General features: G+C 59.2%; 15 protein-coding genes. 5 read left to right on the top strand and 10 right to left on the bottom strand.

Annotated features, from left to right (window positions below; all coding sequences use genetic code 11):
• Window positions 1–11: 11 nt before the first annotated feature.
• Both ald and FGU71_RS09890 read left to right on the top strand, forming a co-directional pair.
• Complete coding sequence (ald, locus tag FGU71_RS09885) at window positions 12–1094, top strand: alanine dehydrogenase (protein WP_142788412.1); 1083 nt, start codon at window positions 12–14, stop codon at window positions 1092–1094.
• A 147-nt stretch (window positions 1095–1241) separates the two neighbouring features.
• The gene (locus tag FGU71_RS09890) at window positions 1242–1940 is read left to right on the top strand and encodes an alternative oxidase (RefSeq protein ID WP_142788413.1); all 699 of its coding nucleotides are present in this window, start codon (window positions 1242–1244) and stop codon (window positions 1938–1940) included.
• 22 nt (window positions 1941–1962) lie between these two features.
• Here FGU71_RS09890 and FGU71_RS09895 read toward each other — a convergent pair whose 3' ends face one another.
• The 9 genes from FGU71_RS09895 to tsaD form a co-directional block, all read right to left on the bottom strand.
• Window positions 1963–2973, bottom strand: coding sequence for a fumarylacetoacetate hydrolase family protein (locus FGU71_RS09895; protein WP_142788414.1), 1011 nt, complete (start codon window positions 2971–2973; stop codon window positions 1963–1965).
• A 6-nt stretch (window positions 2974–2979) separates the two neighbouring features.
• Entirely contained in the window at window positions 2980–3621 is a 642-nt protein-coding gene (gene maiA, locus FGU71_RS09900; protein ID WP_142788415.1) for a maleylacetoacetate isomerase, read from the bottom strand.
• A 16-nt stretch (window positions 3622–3637) separates the two neighbouring features.
• Window positions 3638–4825: an acyl-CoA dehydrogenase gene (locus tag FGU71_RS09905; protein ID WP_185960267.1), complete on the bottom strand. Its 1188-nt coding sequence runs from the start codon at window positions 4823–4825 to the stop codon at window positions 3638–3640.
• Between the two features lie 74 nt (window positions 4826–4899).
• Window positions 4900–6840 (bottom strand): acetate--CoA ligase, encoded by a 1941-nt coding sequence (acs, locus tag FGU71_RS09910; protein ID WP_142788416.1) that lies wholly within the window; start codon window positions 6838–6840, stop codon window positions 4900–4902.
• Window positions 6841–6929: 89 nt separating this feature from the next.
• A complete protein-coding gene (locus tag FGU71_RS09915; RefSeq protein ID WP_142788417.1) occupies window positions 6930–7286 on the bottom strand; it encodes a response regulator in 357 nt (118 codons plus the stop codon).
• Between the two features lie 78 nt (window positions 7287–7364).
• The gene (locus tag FGU71_RS09920) at window positions 7365–8009 is read right to left on the bottom strand and encodes a hypothetical protein (RefSeq protein WP_142788418.1); all 645 of its coding nucleotides are present in this window, start codon (window positions 8007–8009) and stop codon (window positions 7365–7367) included.
• A gap of 180 nt (window positions 8010–8189) precedes the next feature.
• Entirely contained in the window at window positions 8190–9698 is a 1509-nt protein-coding gene (locus FGU71_RS09925) for a lipopolysaccharide biosynthesis protein (RefSeq protein ID WP_142789084.1), read from the bottom strand.
• A 47-nt stretch (window positions 9699–9745) separates the two neighbouring features.
• On the bottom strand, window positions 9746–10747 hold the full coding sequence (locus FGU71_RS09930; protein ID WP_142788419.1) for an NAD(P)H-dependent glycerol-3-phosphate dehydrogenase: 1002 nt from the start codon (window positions 10745–10747) through the stop codon (window positions 9746–9748).
• Window positions 10744–11808, bottom strand: a complete 1065-nt coding sequence (gene tsaD, locus FGU71_RS09935; protein WP_142788420.1) for a tRNA (adenosine(37)-N6)-threonylcarbamoyltransferase complex transferase subunit TsaD — start codon at window positions 11806–11808, stop codon at window positions 10744–10746. Before tsaD ends, FGU71_RS09930 begins: the two co-directional genes overlap by 4 nt.
• A 44-nt stretch (window positions 11809–11852) precedes the next feature.
• Between tsaD and hemC the strand changes: the two genes are divergently transcribed.
• From hemC to FGU71_RS09950, 3 genes are read left to right on the top strand one after another with little or no spacing between them, the layout of a single operon-like run.
• The gene (gene hemC / locus FGU71_RS09940) at window positions 11853–12809 is read left to right on the top strand and encodes a hydroxymethylbilane synthase (RefSeq protein ID WP_267901814.1); all 957 of its coding nucleotides are present in this window, start codon (window positions 11853–11855) and stop codon (window positions 12807–12809) included.
• A complete protein-coding gene (locus FGU71_RS09945; RefSeq protein WP_142788421.1) occupies window positions 12806–13480 on the top strand; it encodes a uroporphyrinogen-III synthase in 675 nt (224 codons plus the stop codon). Before hemC ends, FGU71_RS09945 begins: the two co-directional genes overlap by 4 nt.
• 55 nt (window positions 13481–13535) lie before the next feature.
• Window positions 13536–14468 (top strand): hypothetical protein, encoded by a 933-nt coding sequence (locus FGU71_RS09950; protein ID WP_142788422.1) that lies wholly within the window; start codon window positions 13536–13538, stop codon window positions 14466–14468.
• Here FGU71_RS09950 and FGU71_RS09955 read toward each other — a convergent pair.
• On the bottom strand, window positions 14465–15691 hold the full coding sequence (locus FGU71_RS09955) for an FAD-dependent monooxygenase (protein WP_142788423.1): 1227 nt from the start codon (window positions 15689–15691) through the stop codon (window positions 14465–14467). The two genes, FGU71_RS09950 and FGU71_RS09955, sit on opposite strands and share 4 nt — an antisense overlap.
• Between the last annotated feature and the right edge of the window lie 76 nt (window positions 15692–15767).

A 15767-nucleotide genomic window follows, 5' to 3' on the forward strand; every position in this document is an offset into this window, starting at 1 on the left:
AGGAGTAAACTATGCTGGTCGGCGTCCCCAAAGAGATCAAGAACCACGAATATCGCGTGGGGCTTACACCAGAGGCTGCTCGTGAATATATTTCGCGCGGTCATGCTGTCATTGTCGAGACGGGTGCGGGCGCGGGCATCGATAAATCCGATGCTGAATATGCCAGGATCGGCGCGGAAATAGTCAGCACAGCCGAAGAAGTTTTCGCGCGCGCAGACATGATTGTGAAAGTCAAAGAGCCTCAGCCCGGTGAATGGACCCAGCTGCGAGAAGGGCAAATCCTGTTCACCTATCTGCATCTTGCCCCTGATCCCGATCAGGCGCGCGGGCTGATGGAGGCGGGCGTCTCTGCGGTGGCTTATGAAACAGTAACCGGGCCGGGCGGCGGCCTGCCACTGCTCGCCCCGATGAGCGAAGTCGCCGGGCGGCTTTCAATTGAAGCGGGCGCACAGGCGCTGCGTGCAAATAATGGCGGACGCGGCACGTTGATGGGCGGCGTGCCCGGCGTTTTGCCAGCGCGCGTTGTGGTGCTCGGCGGCGGTGTTGTTGGCACTCAGGCGGCACGGATGGCTGTGGGTCTTGGCGCGGATGTCGAGATTTTTGACCGCTCTCTCCCGCGCCTTCGGCAATTGGACGAGATGTTTCAGGGCCGCGTCAGCACCCGGTATTCCACCGCGGGCACTATCGAACAGGCTTTGACAGCGGCGGATGTGGTGATCGGCGCTGTCCTGATCCCCGGTGCCAGCGCGCCGCATCTGGTGCCGCGTGAAGATCTGAAACTGATGAAGAACCGCGCGGTTCTGGTCGATGTGGCAATTGATCAGGGCGGCTGTTTCGAGACATCCAAAGCGACGACCCATGAAAATCCGACCTATGAAGTCGATAATGTGATCCATTACTGCGTTGCCAATATGCCCGGCGCGGTTCCGCTTACCTCCAGCTATGCTTTGAACAATGCGACGCTGCCTTTCGGGCTTGCGCTGGCTGAGAAGGGTGTGAAAGCCTGCGCCGACGATCCGCATCTCACACCGGGCCTGAACGTGCATCAGGGCAAGATTGTGAATGAAGCGGTTGCAGCAAGCCTCGGCTTTTAGTCTGTTGCATTAAATCGAACACTTGCTGCGGCGAAATCGCGAGATTGTGCGCGCCTGAATCGCTATTTGGGACGGGCCGATAGAGACCCGGTCAGGGCGCTTGATATGAGGTCAAGCAGAAGGGGCCGGGCCACTTTAGAGTGACCCATGCAACAGTTTGATACCCGTACGCTTGTCCGGCAGGTCAATTATGACGCCGAATTGGAGGCGCATGTCGCGCCGGAGACCTTGAGCGATAAAATCGCGTTCAGCTTTGTGAAGCTGCTGCGGTTTTTTGCCGATACATTTTTTGCCAAACGCTATGGCCACCGGGCAGTGGTGCTGGAAACCGTGGCCGCTGTGCCGGGCATGGTTGGCGGCCTGTGGCAGCACCTGACTGCGCTGCGCAACATGCGCGATGATGAAGGCTGGATCCGAACCCTGCTTGATGAAGCGGAGAACGAACGGATGCATCTGATGACCTTTATCGAGATTGCGCAGCCCAACCGGTTAGAGCGCGCCCTGATCGTCGCGGTCCAGATGATCTTCTACAACTTCTATTTCTTCCTGTACCTGATCGCACCGCGCACTGCGCACCGCGTGGTGGGATATTTCGAAGAAGAGGCGGTGTTCAGCTACACCCAATATCTGATCGAAGTGGATGCGGGGCGGCATGAAAATGTGCCTGCGCCTCAAATCGCGATTGATTATTGGCAATTGCCGCAGGATGCGCGGCTTCGCGACGTGATTATCGCGGTGCGGGCGGATGAGGCCGAGCACCGCGATGTGAACCACTGTTTCGTGGACAAGATCGATGCGCGGCGCGAAGGCGATATTGCGCGGCGACGCTCTTTAGCCAGCGATTAGATCAGGTGCGTACGGTGGGGGCTTATGCCTCCACCACCTCTTGTTCGATGGCGCCGAAGATCGAATGATTTGCGGCGTCGCGCATTTCGATTTTCACGGTGTCGCCTGCGCGCATGAAACGGGTCTTGGCTTCTCCGTCGCGGATCGTTTCGATCATGCGGATTTCCGCGATGCAGGAATATCCAAGTCCGCCATCGGCCACCGGCTTGCCGGGGTCGCCCTCGGGGCCTTTGTTCGAAACGGTACCCGATCCGATGATCGTGCCCGCGCCAAGCGAACGGGTCTTGGCCGCATGAGCGACAAGCTGCGCCATGTTGAAGGTGGCATCCTTGCCTGCCTGCGCCCGGCCAAACGGCTCGCCGTTGTAATCAACCATAAGCGGCAGATGGATCAGACTGTCTGCCCATGCCTCGCCGAGCTCGTCCGGAGTAACCGCAACTGGTGAGAACGCGCTGGCGGGTTTGGACTGGAAAAAGCCAAAGCCTTTGGCGAGTTCGCCAGGGATCAGGCCGCGCAGAGAGACATCGTTGACCAGCATGATCAATTTGATGTGCCCGGCCGCATCTTCGACTGAAACGCCCATCGGCACGTCGTCAGTCACCACGGCGACTTCGCCTTCCATATCGCAGCCCCATGCCGGATCGCCGAGCGGAATGTCCGCGCGCGGCGGGAGGAAGTTGTCACTGCCGCCCTGATACATCAACGGATCGTGGTAAAAGCTGTCTGGTACCTCGGCATTGCGCGCTTTACGCACCAGCTCGACATGATTGATATACGCCGATCCGTCAGCCCATTGATAGGCGCGGGGCAGAGGCGAGTGGGCCTGACGCTCATGAAACCGCTCACACGGCACCGCTTCGTGTTCGACATCGCGGGCCAGCACTTCCAGCTCGGGCGCAACCCGCGCCCAATTGTCGAGCGCATATTGCAGTGTCGGCGCAATGTAGCCAGCGGCGCAGCAGCGGGTGAGATCTGTGGACACGACGACCAGTTTGCCGTCACGCGTTCCATCGTTGAGCGTTGCGAGTTTCATAAGGCCTTAGCCCCTCTCAGGATTATCGGGTTGATTGTTGGGATGTGCGCGCTGGAAAGCGGGCAATGCTAGGCACGCGGTTTCGATCCGGCAGATATGCGGGCTTTCGGACAGGTCATAATGAAACCGCCGCGCGTTATATATCTGCGGGATCAAAACGACTTCAAACAGGCCGGGCTTGTCCATCAGGAAGTCGCCTGTATCCAATTGTTTCAGCCGCTGCTCGACCGGGTCGAGCGTGCGTTTCAACCAATGGCGATACCAGTGATCAACGATCCGCTGCGAATGGCCCAGCGGATCTTTCAGATATTTGAGCACCGGCAGATTAAGCGGCGCGTGCAGTTCTGTCGCGATGGCATAGGCTAATTCGCGCACGGTGTAGCGATCTTCAATATCGGGCGGCAGCAGCGGATGATCGGGATACGCCTCGTCCAGCCATTCCAGCATCGCCATCGACTGTGCGCGGTCGCGCCCGCCAGCCTCCAGCATGGGAACAGATGCAAACGGATTGCGGCTGGTAAAGCCATCGTCCTTCTGCGCACTCTCAAGCAGGTTCACAGGGTCTTGCTCGTACTCGAGCTGTTTCAGCTCAAGCGCAATGCGAAGCCGGTACGATGTTGAACTGCGGTAATATCCGTGCAGTTTCATGAATGTGTTCCTCTCATCACCCGAACGCTGCAATCCCTGTGATTGCGCGGCCAAGGATCAATGCATGGACATCATGCGTGCCTTCGTAGGTGTTTACCGTTTCAAGGTTCACCGCGTGGCGGATTACCTGATATTCCTCGGATATGCCGTTGCCGCCGTGCATGTCGCGCGATTGGCGGGCAATATCCAAAGCCTTGCCGACATTGTTGCGTTTCACGATTGAAATCATGTCCGGCGCAAAGCGGCCTTCGTCCATCAATCGGCCAACCCGCAGCGACGCCTGAAGGCCCAGTGCAATGTCGGTCATCATATCGGCGAGCTTTTTCTGATAAAGCTGCGTCGCGGCGAGCGGGCGTTCAAACTGTTTGCGGTCAAGGCCGTATTGGCGGGCGGCGTGCATACAGAATTCTGCAGCCCCTATCGCGCCCCAGCTGATGCCATAGCGCGCCCGGTTCAGGCATCCGAATGGACCTTTCAGACCCTGAACATCGGGCAGCAACGCATCTGCGCCGACTTTTACATCTTCCATCACGATGCCGCCGGTGGTGGAGGCGCGCAGCGAGATTTTGCCGTCGATCTTGGGGGCGGATAGCCCTTTCATGCCTTTTTCAAGGACAAAGCCGCGGATCCCGCCGCCATGTTCCTCTGATTTGGCCCAGACGACAAATATGTCGGCAAATGGCGAATTTGAAATCCAGGTTTTCGCGCCGTTCAAAACGTATCCGTCACCGTCTTTGCGGGCGACGGTTTTCATACCGGCTGGATCGCTGCCGGCATCAGGTTCGGTCAAGCCAAAGCAACCGATCAATTCGCCCGATGAAAGTCCGGGCAGATATTTGCGGCGCTGTTCTTCCGATCCATAGGCATAGATCGGGTGCATCACGAGGCTGGATTGAACCGACGCCATAGAGCGATAGCCGCTGTCCACACGCTCAATTTCGCGCGCGATCAAACCGTAGGCGACATAGGAGGCGCCAACGCCGCCATATTCTTCGGGAATGGTCGCACCGAGCAAGCCAGCCTGACCCATGAGCGGGAACAGTTCCGGCGCGGAAACTTCATTACGAAAAGCCTCGATCACGCGCGGTTGCAGTTCGCTTTGGGCAAACGCATTTGCGGTATCGCGGATCATCCGCTCGTCTTCGGTCAGCTGGGTTTCGAGATCAAAGGGGTCTTCCCAGTTGAAAGGCGCCATTCCGGCCATTGGTTACTCCTGAAACTATTTTGAGGTGTCTGTTGCAGGCATAGCCGTGTGTTTCAACCTCTTGTGTTGTCTGGTTAGGTACGCGGTCTGTTGGCCAAAAGATCATCGACCACGCCGGGATCGGCAAGAGTTGATGTATCGCCGAGATTGCCGGTATCGTTTTCTGCGATCTTGCGGAGGATCCGGCGCATGATTTTACCCGACCGTGTTTTGGGGAGGCCGGGGGCAAATTGGACGACATCGGGCGTTGCAATCGGGCCGATTTCCTTGCGGACCCATTGCACCAATTCCTTGCGCAGCTCTTCGCTATCTTCGGTGCCCGCATTGGTGGTGACATAGGCGTAAATGCCTTGTCCCTTCACATCATGCGGCATGCCGACCACGGCGGCCTCTGACACCAGCGGATGTTCGACCAGCGCGCTTTCCACCTCTGCTGTGCCCATGCGGTGGCCCGACACGTTGATCACATCGTCGATGCGGCCTGTGATCCAGTAATAGCCATCTTCATCACGGCGGCAGCCATCACCGGTGAAATAATATCCGGGATACTGGCTGAAATAGGTTTGGAAAAACCGGTCATGATCGCCGTAAACCGTGCGCATCTGGCCCGGCCAGCTATCTGTGATAACCAGCGCGCCCGATGCCGCCCCTTTCAGCAATGTGCCTTTCTCTGGATCGACCAGAGCGGGCTGCACACCGAACATCGGTTTTGATGCGCTGCCGGGTTTCAGATCGGTCGCGCCGGGCAGGGGGGTGATCATCGCGCCGCCTGTTTCGGTCTGCCACCACGTATCAACGATCGGGCAGCGGCGTTCACCAACAACGCGGTGATACCAATCCCATGCCTCGGGATTAATAGGCTCGCCCACACTGCCCAGCAGCCTGAGCGAGGACCGGTCGGTTTTAGTCACCCAGTCATCGCCTTCGCGCATCAGCGCGCGCAGCGCGGTCGGCGCAGCGTAGAAAATTTCCACTTTATGTTTGTCAACGACATTCCAGAACCGGCTGACATCCGGGTAATTCGGCACACCTTCGAACATCACCTGCGTCGCGCCATTGATGAGCGGGGCATAGACGACATAGCTGTGGCCGGTGACCCAGCCGACATCGGCGGCGCACCAATACACTTGACCGGGGCGGTAATCGAACACGTATTCATGCGTCATGCTGGTCCACACAGCATATCCGCCGGTGGTGTGCATCACGCCTTTGGGCTTTCCGGTTGAACCCGATGTGTAAAGGATAAACAGCGGGTCTTCGGCGTCCATCGCCTCCGCTGCGCATTCGGGCGAGGCATTGGCAGCGGCGTCATGCCACCACACATCGCGGCCTTCAACAAAGCCGACACTGCCGCCGGTGTGCCGATAAACGATTACGGTGTCGGCGGGCGTCTTTTCCAGCGCAGCATCGACATTGGCTTTTAATGGTACTTTCTTTCCACCGCGAAGGCCTTCATCGGCGGTGATCACGATGTTTGACTGGCAATCTTCAATGCGCCCCGCCAGCGCATCGGGAGAGAAGCCGGCAAATACGACTGAATGCACGGCGCCGATCCGCGCGCAGGCGAGCATGGCGATGGCGGCCTCTGGTACCATCGGCAAGTAGATTGTTACTCGGTCGCCTTTGTTGACCCCGTTGGCTTTCAGCACGTTGGCGAAGGTGCAGACTTCGGTGTGAAGATCGCGGTAAGTCAGCGTGCGACCGGGCGTATCGGGGTGGTCCGGTTCCCAGATGATCGCTGGTGTATCGCCGCGCGTTTCCAGATGCCGGTCGAGCGCGTTGGCACAGATATTGAGCTTTCCGCCCATGAACCAGCCAATGCGGAAATCAGCCTCGTTGTAGCTTACATCCTTGAGCGTTTCCCAAGGTTTGATCCAGTCGATCCTCTGCGATTCCTCGCGCCAGAACCCTTCGGGATCGCTGATCGATCGGGCATAGCGTTCATCGTAAGCAGACGCGTTGATCTTCGCCGACGCTGCCCATTCACCGGGCACCGGAAATAGTTCTTCGCTCAAACTGGCCTCTCCTGTCTCTTTGCATAAGAGCCTAGGCGAGAGTTCAGTTCGAGAAAAGGACCGATCGAAGCCCTATGGGCCAAAGCGGGTCAGGCCGCCTCGATCACTTGGTTGACAGCTTCGATCATCGCGGCGGGCGGGCATGGTTTTGCGAGAGTGGTGGCTTGCGGAAAACGCGCCTCCACCTCTTCACGGGTATGCCGACCGGAATGGAAGATGATCGGCACATTTTCCTCGGCAAGTTTCTGCGCCAGCGGGAAAACGATCCCATCATCCAGTTGAATATCAAGAATCGCGACGTCCGGCTTTTGTTTCTGAAAAGCGAGCATGGCCGAGGAGATTCCAGCATGGGGGCCCTCAACCTGAAAGCCTGCTTCTTCGACGGTGTCACACAGGTCGAATGCGACGATCATCTCGTCTTCGGCCACCAGAATCCGTTGTGTCATTAAATGCCTCTCCCCTGAGTCGTTTTCTGATCCCACGGGTTACTTACCATATGGCAAGACATTTAGTTCCACATAATCCTACTTATTCTGACCGAACTTTTCAGAAAAGGCGGTGGATTCGCCAGATGCGAGCAGTTTCGCCTGCTCGACCCATTGATCGCGGGTGATCCGTCCGGCGAACCGGCCAAGCGTCGCATCGACGCGGACGACATCGGCATCCGACCACGCGGCGATCTGTTCGAACCGCGTGTAACCTTGCTCTGCCAGCAGCGTGACGAGCTTTGGTCCGACGCCTTTGATTTGCCGCAGATCGTCCGCTTCGCCTTTGGCTGCTGGTGCTGGTGCTGGTGCTGGTGCCGGAGCAGGGGTGGGGGCTGGCGTTGCGGCGGGTGCAGGTGCAGCAGCTGGCTTTGGTGCCGGCGTGGCAGGCGCAGTAGACGGCGCCACGCTTACGCCGGCTTCGGCATCTGCGCTGGCCCCTGCCGCTGCGATTGCATCCGAATTGGCATTGGCAGAGGTAACGCCAACATCGCGTTTCACGGCGGTCGGGGCATCAATCAACGCCTGGTTGCGTGCGGCCCGCGATGCGCCATCGTCCAGCACATCATTTTTGATCGAGCCTGAAACCTTGGTTGTGCGCGTACCGAAAAAAACGAACGCGATTATCATCAGCAACACGGCAAGGCCGATGAGAATATACGGGAGCATTTGATCAAAAGTCATGAAGCAGGCCTCTTGGGACGGAATGAATCTCCCGCGACCTTTAGCAGCGCAAGCCCGGACGCAAAAGAGGGTGAAAGCGTGATGGCAATGCCACACGATTTCACCTGCGGTTTGCTGGCTTTGCTGGTATTGCTGGCTTGGCTGACTTGGGCGGCCACATTGTTCAGCCCAAATCGCGCGTTACTTGGCCGGAGGCTCGCCGGTGCCAAGCGCCATTTCTGGTTCAACCACCTTTTTGCGAAACAGCACTTTGTCCTCTGGACCAAAAGAACGCTTCCAGATGACGAACAGATACGTCCCGAAAATGGCCGGTATGCCGAAGACAAGCTCGGTCCATTCCGGCAAAAACTCTGTGAACACGAACCCGACCAGAACCGCCGGACCCGTCGCCCAGACAAGGCCCCAGCGCCAGTTCGTAACCGGGGCTTTCAATAGCGTCTTGAGCACTTTTGATTTGATGATGCTCGACACGCCCAGCGCAAGGAACAGCGCAAGCGCGGCCCCTGCGGCTTTGAACCCTTCATCCAGGCCAAGATGATCGGCGAGGAAAATAAATCCAATCGTGAGCGCTGCCTGCAAAGTGATGATACCCACCGACATCAACAAGTTTCGTTTGCGGGCAATGTAAACCAGCACACTTTCCGAGACGACCGCCATCGACGCGACGACCTCTGCCGCGAGCAGGATCGCCAGCGCGCCGGTGCCGCCGACGATGGCGGGGCCGCCAAGCCCCATGATTGCCTCGCCCGGAATGGACAAGGCAAGCGCCACACCCAGTTGCAGGGCAATGATCCAGAAACCCACCTGGCGCACTTGCGCCGCGATGGCCTCCATATTGCCGATCTTCAAATTCTTGGTGATGACCGGCGACAGGATTGGTTCAAAACTGGTTTTCAGCTTTTGCGGCAGGCTCGCGATTTCCTTGGCAAAGAAATAGATGCCGACCGCCGCCGATGATGTCGCCTGACCCAGCAGGAAAACATCAAGCAGCCGGGTACCGCGTTCAATTACATCGGCCCCGACCAAAGGCAGCGCGCGGCTTGTCATCTTTAACAAGTAACGCGGCCTCGGTCTCCAGCCTTTGGGCAGGCCATAGGTACGCAGGAACGACCATAGCGCAGTCAGCAATGCGGCATAGATCGACGCCAGAAACGCCAGCGCAAGTCCCGCCTCGCTGATTGCAGGGATAAAGAAAAATACTCCGGCCGCGATCGACCGGGTCCAAGGTTCCACAATCGCTCTGGCGCGCACAGTGGTTGCGATGTCATATTTATAGGCCTGCGCCGCCAGCAAAATCTCCGTCAGTGCAAATGCCGGAATGGCGGCGATCATCCACATATCAAGATCGCTATTCGTGCCATTCGGAAACATGATCGTAGGAAACAATATCAAAGCCGCCGCGACCAGCATCGACACCAGCAAACAGGCGAGCATCCCGTCAAACACCAGATTGACCCGGCGTTGTCCGTCTTCGTCCGCGCCTTCGGTCAGGCGCTGCGCCAGACCGCGTTTTTCACCAAGCGCACAAATCAGCGCGAAAATCTCGATAATGACAAAGGCGGCGGCAAACCGGCCCATGTCCTCGACCCCGTACAGCCTGTAACCGATAAAGAGGAACGGAATGCCGCCCAGTGCACGGATCACAAAACCCAGCGTGTTTGTGCGGCCCCCTTTTGCAAGCGCGGCCATATCTTCCTGACCGTCATTGGGCCCTGAAGCAGGGGAAGCGGGCGTGTTCACTCGCTCTCTTCCTGTTCGGATCGCAATGGACGGGCGAGCAGCGCAGCAACGATATCGCGCGGGTTCTCGCCTTGCAGGATTGTATTCATGGCGGTTGTAATGGGCATGGCAATGCCGCGCTCCTGCGCCAATTCAGCCAGCACCGGCGCGGTATGCGCGCCTTCGGCGACGGTGCGGCGGTCGGCCATCAGATCGGCTGCATTTTGCCCTTCGCCCAGCGCTTTACCCAGCGCGAAATTCCGGCTGGAAGTGGACGAACAGGTCAGCACCAGATCGCCGAGGCCGCACAGGCCCGCGAGCGTTTCCGTGCGGGCGCCAAGCGTTTCGCCAAAGCGCAGCATTTCTGCGTAACCGCGCGCGATCAGGGCGGCACGGGCATTTTGACCCAGTCCCAAACCCTCGACCACGCCGCAGGCAATCGCGAGCACATTCTTGATCGCTCCGCCGATCTCTGCGCCGGTGACATCGTCTGAATAATATGGCCGAAAGGCTGGCCGGGCGATTTCCGGAGAAATCCGGTCCCAATGCTCGCGTCCGCCGTCGCAGGCCAGTGTCACCGCCGTTGGCAGCCCTTGGGCTACTTCATGCGCGAACGTGGGACCGGAAAGCACTGCGATTGCGCTGTCGGGGCAGGCGGCCCGGGCGACATCGTTCATCAGTCGTTTGGTTCCGGCCTCGATACCTTTGGAACACAGTACCAGATCGCGCGGGCATTCGGGCAGATCTGCCAGAACCCGCCCCAGCACCTGTGCGGGTGTAACAACCAGAACCATGTCCAGACGCGCAAGATCGGCCAGATCGCCGGTCGCGCGGATTTGGGGGGAAAGTTCGGCAGAAGGGAGAAAAAGCGGATTGCGATGGGCCGAATTCACCGCGTTGACCACTTCATCCTCATAGGCCCACAGCATCACGCCGCGCCCGTCCGTGCTGAGCATTTGCGCCAAGGCGGTGCCCCATGCGCCAGCGCCAATTACGCCGATGGTTTTGCGTTCGCTCATGCCTTTACTCCGGCGCCGCGCGCGGCCTCTGCATCAGGGTCCAGCGGCCAGCGCGGCCGCGCCTTGAAATCGAGCGGTGCGCTTTCATTCAGCGGCAGCCGTTCACAGCCAGCCCAGGCGATCATCGCGGCATTGTCTGTACACAGCGCCAAAGGCGGCGCGACAAATCGCATCGTGTGCTTTTGCGCCAATGCCTCAAGCGCGCTGCGGATGGTCATGTTCGCAGCAACCCCGCCTGCGACCACCAGCGAAGGCATCGCTGGTGACCCGGCAATCGCTTTTTCTAGCCGATCAATCAGGCAATCGACGGCCGCCTGCTGAAAACTCGCCGCGATATCGGCTGGCTTGTGATCGCCGCTTTCGACCGCGCGCAGCACCGCGCTTTTCAAACCGGCAAAGGAAAAGTGCGGTTCGCCGGAGCCTTTTAACGGGCGGGGCAGGGGTACGGCGGCGGCATCGCCTTCACGTGCCAGTTTTTCAACCGCCGGGCCGCCGGGATAGCCGAGGCCAAGGATCTTGGCGGTTTTATCGAAGGCCTCACCCAGCGCATCGTCAATTGTCGTGGCAAGCCGGCGATACTGGCCAACACCTTCCACGCTCAAAATCTGGCAATGCCCGCCCGATACGAGCAGCAGGAGATAAGGAAACGCGAGCTCAGCATCGGCCAGACGCGGCGACAGCGCGTGCCCTTCCAGATGGTTGATCGCCAGCAACGGCTTATCACTGGCCATCGCCAGCGCCTTTGCGCTCACCAGGCCAACCATCACGCCGCCGATCAGGCCCGGGCCGGCAGTCGCGGCAATTGCGTCCACATCATCAAGCGTCAGCTTGGCATCGTCCAGCACGGCTTCGATCATCGGTGCCAGCCGCTCTGCATGAGCGCGGGCGGCAATTTCGGGGACGACCCCGCCATAGGGCGCGTGCTCTTTATCCTGACTGGCAATTCGTTGGGCGATAATGCGGCGATCGTCGGTCACCAGCGCAACCGCAGTCTCGTCGCAGCTCGATTCTATACCGAGCACGAGCTTTTGGGCTTCAGGCGTGGTGGATTGAACCGTCATCGTCCTTTCACTTAATGCCTTGCGAGGCTAGAGCAAGCGCACCGATGAGTAACAATACACAAATAGGTAATGAGATGGTGCGGCCCAAAATGCGATTAGGCACGCGCAATTCGCCTTTGGCGATGGCGCAAGCGGTCGAAACCAAGGCGCGGCTTTGCGCAGCGCATGGCTGGAGTGAGGACGAGGTTGAGCTCGTTCCCGTCATGGCCAGCGGGGACAAGGTGCTGGACCGCCCGCTGTCAGAAATCGGCGGAAAGGCGCTGTGGACCAAAGAGCTCGACGCGTGGCTCGCCGAAGGGCTGATTGATGCCTCGGTCCATTCGGCCAAGGATGTTGAAACAATCCGGCCTGACGTGTTCCATTTTGCGGCATTTCTGCCGCGCGCTGATCGCCGCGATGCGCTGGTCGGTGCCGCGAATATTGCCGCCATCCCGCAAGGGGCTACTGTGGGCACCAGCGCACCGCGCCGCGCCGCGCAGCTTTTGAACCTGCGTCCTGATTGCAAAGTGGTGACGTTTCGCGGGAATGTCGCGACACGGCTCGGCAAATTGAAAGCGGGCGAGGCTGATGTGACTTTTCTGGCCGCAGCCGGACTTGAGCGGCTGGGCCAGTCCGATGTCGGCAATCCCTTGCCCAGCGAAGACTGGCTGCCCGCCGCTGCACAAGGTGTCATTGCGCTGGAATGCCGCGCTGATGATGCCGAAGCGAGCGCAAACCTCGCGGCTATCGGTGATGCGCAAACCGCAGCGGAATTGACCGCAGAGCGCGCTTTGCTCGCGGCGCTGGGCGGAACATGTCACAGCCCTGTTGCTGTTCTGTGCCAAGGCGATCTGGATACGCTGACCATGCAAGCAGCGGTTTTCAGCCCTGATGGTTCAGAACGGGTTGCAGGAAACGTGACCTTTGCCGCGAACGATCATGGCGCTGTCGCCGAGCTGGCGCGTGATTTGCTATCGCGCGCAAGCATTGCAGTGACAGAGCATTTCACCGGCGGCAAATGACGCATATCCTTGCCATCCGGCCCGAGCCGGGGCTGACATCTACGATCATAAGCGCGCGTGCCTTGGGCCTGGCGGTCACAGGAACGCCGCTGTTCGAGGTCCGGCCATTGGATTGGGAAGCGCCCGATCCGGCGCAGATTGATGCGCTCCTGATTGGCAGCGCGAATGCCATACGGCACGGCGGCGTCAATCTGGCGCATTTCCTTGATAAGCCAGTCCATGCGGTTGGGAAATCTACGGAAAAAACGGCGCGCCAGGCCGGTTTCCAGATTGGCTCTGTGGGCAGCGGGGGCCTTCAAAATGTGCTCGATGCGCTCCATGCGCCGCTCCGGCTTTTGCGGATTGCCGGGGCCGATCACGTTCCTCTTGATCCGCCCAAGGGCGTTAATATCCACAAAGTGATTGCGTACAAAAGCGTAGCTTTGCCGCTTGAGCCTGCGGTTATGGATCATGACGGAAACCGTTCGATAGTCTTGCTTCATTCTGCTGCGGCAGCGGAGCATTTTGCGAACGAATGCAATCGCTTGGGTTTTGATAAGGGCCGAATCGAATTGGCGGTCCTGGGCCCGCGCATTGCTTCAGCCGCGGGCAAGGATTGGCGTGCTATCCACGTTTCAGAGCGGCCGGACGATGCGGCGCTTCTGGCCATGGTGGACCGCTTGTGCCAATAATGCGGTAGCATTCCAGTCGGGTGGTGGGTCGCTCAGGATTGTAGAACGGATAAAAATGGAATCGAAATACGGTAGCCGCCGAAAGCCATCCTCTGCGAAGGGGATCCTGCTTGCGGCTGTTTCATCTTTCGCCATCGGCGGCGCACTGGTCGGTTATGTTGTTTGGTACAACATCGGATCCGACCCCGCGACCGAAGCCGATCAAACGCCAGCGATTGCCGCTGCCAGCCCCAGTGCGGCACCAATCGCCGAAATATCACCGACGCCCACACCGCTGTCCGAACCGATCGAGCCTGAAAGCGCCGAGGAAGCGGTGGAGGCTGTATCCGGCTTGGCCGAGCAGCAAGGCGGGCTGGATCAACGTCTCGCCGCTGCCGAACAGAGGCTTGCTCGGCTCGATCTTCAGGCTCAGGCTGCTGCGGGCAATGCCGCGCGCGCCGAAGGGCTGCTGATCGCGTTTGCAACGCGGCGCGCTGTCGAACGCGGGGCAGAGCTGGGCTATCTCGCCGATCAGCTGCGCTTGCGCTTTGGCGATGAGCGTCCCAACGCGGTCGGCACCATCATCAATTTTGCGCGCAGTGATCCGCCCATCCGGCTGGATACATTGCTGGCGCGGCTCGAAGGGTTAGGGCCGCAATTGGCCGCTACCGAAGAGGGGCCTTCGTGGGCGAAATTTCAGCGCGAAATTGGCGAACTGTTTATAATTCGCCGCGAGGACACACCATCACCGCAGCCGGAAAGACGGCTGGAACGGGCGCGATATGCGCTGGAGCAAGGCCGGTACCAAAACGCGATTGACGAAATCAAGAATATGCCCGGCGCGGAAAAAGCCGAAAGCTGGATCGCGGATGCCGAAAAATTCCGCGACGCGATGGCTGCGCTTGAGAATATCGAAACGGCCGCTGTTCTGGATCAGGGCGGCCTGCGTGATGGCACGGGCAATCTTATCAATCAGCCTAGCCCGGTCGGCAGTTCCGGCGGCGATTAAGCCTTTAACAATTCAGGAAGATCGCCCGATACGCCGCGCGCTTCGTCCATAAAGAAAGTCTTGAGCAGATCGGTGCGCTGCACCGCGCTCATGCCCAATCTACGCGCCGCTGATGCGGTCTTGCCCGGTACACCAAACAAACGCGTGAGCCCGTCGGTTGCCAGCGCAACCATAAAGCTGTCGAGCCCGCGCCAATTTTCATACCGGGTCAGCAATTGCGCATCGCCGGGATCAAGTCCGATCCGCGCCCCGTCTGTCAACACTTCAACCAAAGCCGCCGCATCGCGCAGACCCAGATTGAGGCCTTGTCCTGCAATCGGGTGAATACCGTGCGCCGCATCACCGATCAGCGCGAGCCGTTCTCCGGTGATCTTGGCAGTGTGGTGGAAACCAAGCGGCCAAGACGAACGCGCGCCAACACTGGTCACTTCGCCCAGCACATCACCCATCCGCTTTTGCACTTCGGCCAGAAACGCACGGTCCCCCAGCTTGGTGACGGCTTTTCCGTCGTCTTCGGATACAGTCCACACCAGCGAAGAGCGGTGCGTGCCATCGGCATCATCATTCATCGGCAGCAGCGCGAATGGTCCGGCCGGATAGAATATTTCCCACGCGACATTGCCGTGCGGTTTTGAATGGGTGAGGCCGGCGATAATTGCGCGGTGTTTGTAATCCCATTTGGCGATCGTGATGCCCGCCGCATCGCGGGTTGGCGATCCGCGGCCCTCGGCACCGACCATCAGGCGGCCCATCAGTTTTTCCGGCTCGCCGCCTTCGCGAGAGATGATCGCAGCTGCGCCAAATTCGCTGCGCTGGCGCTCGATCACTTCGGCTTTGGATACCCAGTTTATCAATGGCTCTGCGGCGGCGGCTTCGAACATGGCGAGGCGCAATCGGCGGTTCGGGAACATTCGGCCCAATGTGCCTTCATGCGCCTCTGGCGTGAAATCCAGCCGTCCGGGCAGGTTTTGATCGGTTACCGCGATGCTGGCGATGTCGCAGGCGAATTGTTCAAGGCCCTCTGCGATGCCGATATTGGTGAACAGGTGCCAGCTGGCGGTTGAGATTGCGGTTGCGCGGTCATCAAACCCTTCGGCGGTCAATTCCGCCGGGTCGGCGCGGTCAATGATGTGGCTGGAAAGCCCCTGACGCGCAGCTGCGAGGGCCAAAGTCATCCCCACAAGTCCGCCGCCAAGGATTAGAAGATCGCGTGAATCGCTCATAGTCTGTTTGCCCACTGAAATCGCATGCCAAAATGTCATGGGTGCTCGCGCCAATTGCGAATACCGGATTCAATGC

It is taken from the genome of Erythrobacter insulae (assembly GCF_007004095.1).
GTDB classification, from domain to species: domain Bacteria; phylum Pseudomonadota; class Alphaproteobacteria; order Sphingomonadales; family Sphingomonadaceae; genus Erythrobacter; species Erythrobacter insulae.

Coding starts and splice junctions, on each gene's coding strand:
- FGU71_RS09890 (WP_142788413.1), top strand. CDS start 1,242: ATGCAACAGTTTGATACCCGTACGCTTGTCCGGCAGGTCAATTATGAC.
- FGU71_RS09895 (WP_142788414.1), bottom strand. CDS start 2,973: ATGAAACTCGCAACGCTCAACGATGGAACGCGTGACGGCAAACTGGTC.
- tsaD (WP_142788420.1), bottom strand. CDS start 11,808: ATGACGGTTCAATCCACCACGCCTGAAGCCCAAAAGCTCGTGCTCGGT.
- FGU71_RS09950 (WP_142788422.1), top strand. CDS start 13,536: ATGGAATCGAAATACGGTAGCCGCCGAAAGCCATCCTCTGCGAAGGGG.
- hemC (WP_267901814.1), top strand. CDS start 11,853: ATGAGTAACAATACACAAATAGGTAATGAGATGGTGCGGCCCAAAATG.
- FGU71_RS09920 (WP_142788418.1), bottom strand. CDS start 8,009: ATGACTTTTGATCAAATGCTCCCGTATATTCTCATCGGCCTTGCCGTG.
- FGU71_RS09905 (WP_185960267.1), bottom strand. CDS start 4,825: ATGGCCGGAATGGCGCCTTTCAACTGGGAAGACCCCTTTGATCTCGAA.
- FGU71_RS09915 (WP_142788417.1), bottom strand. CDS start 7,286: ATGACACAACGGATTCTGGTGGCCGAAGACGAGATGATCGTCGCATTC.
- FGU71_RS09955 (WP_142788423.1), bottom strand. CDS start 15,691: ATGAGCGATTCACGCGATCTTCTAATCCTTGGCGGCGGACTTGTGGGG.
- ald (WP_142788412.1), top strand. CDS start 12: ATGCTGGTCGGCGTCCCCAAAGAGATCAAGAACCACGAATATCGCGTG.
- maiA (WP_142788415.1), bottom strand. CDS start 3,621: ATGAAACTGCACGGATATTACCGCAGTTCAACATCGTACCGGCTTCGC.
- FGU71_RS09930 (WP_142788419.1), bottom strand. CDS start 10,747: ATGAGCGAACGCAAAACCATCGGCGTAATTGGCGCTGGCGCATGGGGC.
- FGU71_RS09945 (WP_142788421.1), top strand. CDS start 12,806: ATGACGCATATCCTTGCCATCCGGCCCGAGCCGGGGCTGACATCTACG.
- FGU71_RS09925 (WP_142789084.1), bottom strand. CDS start 9,698: ATGGCCGCGCTTGCAAAAGGGGGCCGCACAAACACGCTGGGTTTTGTG.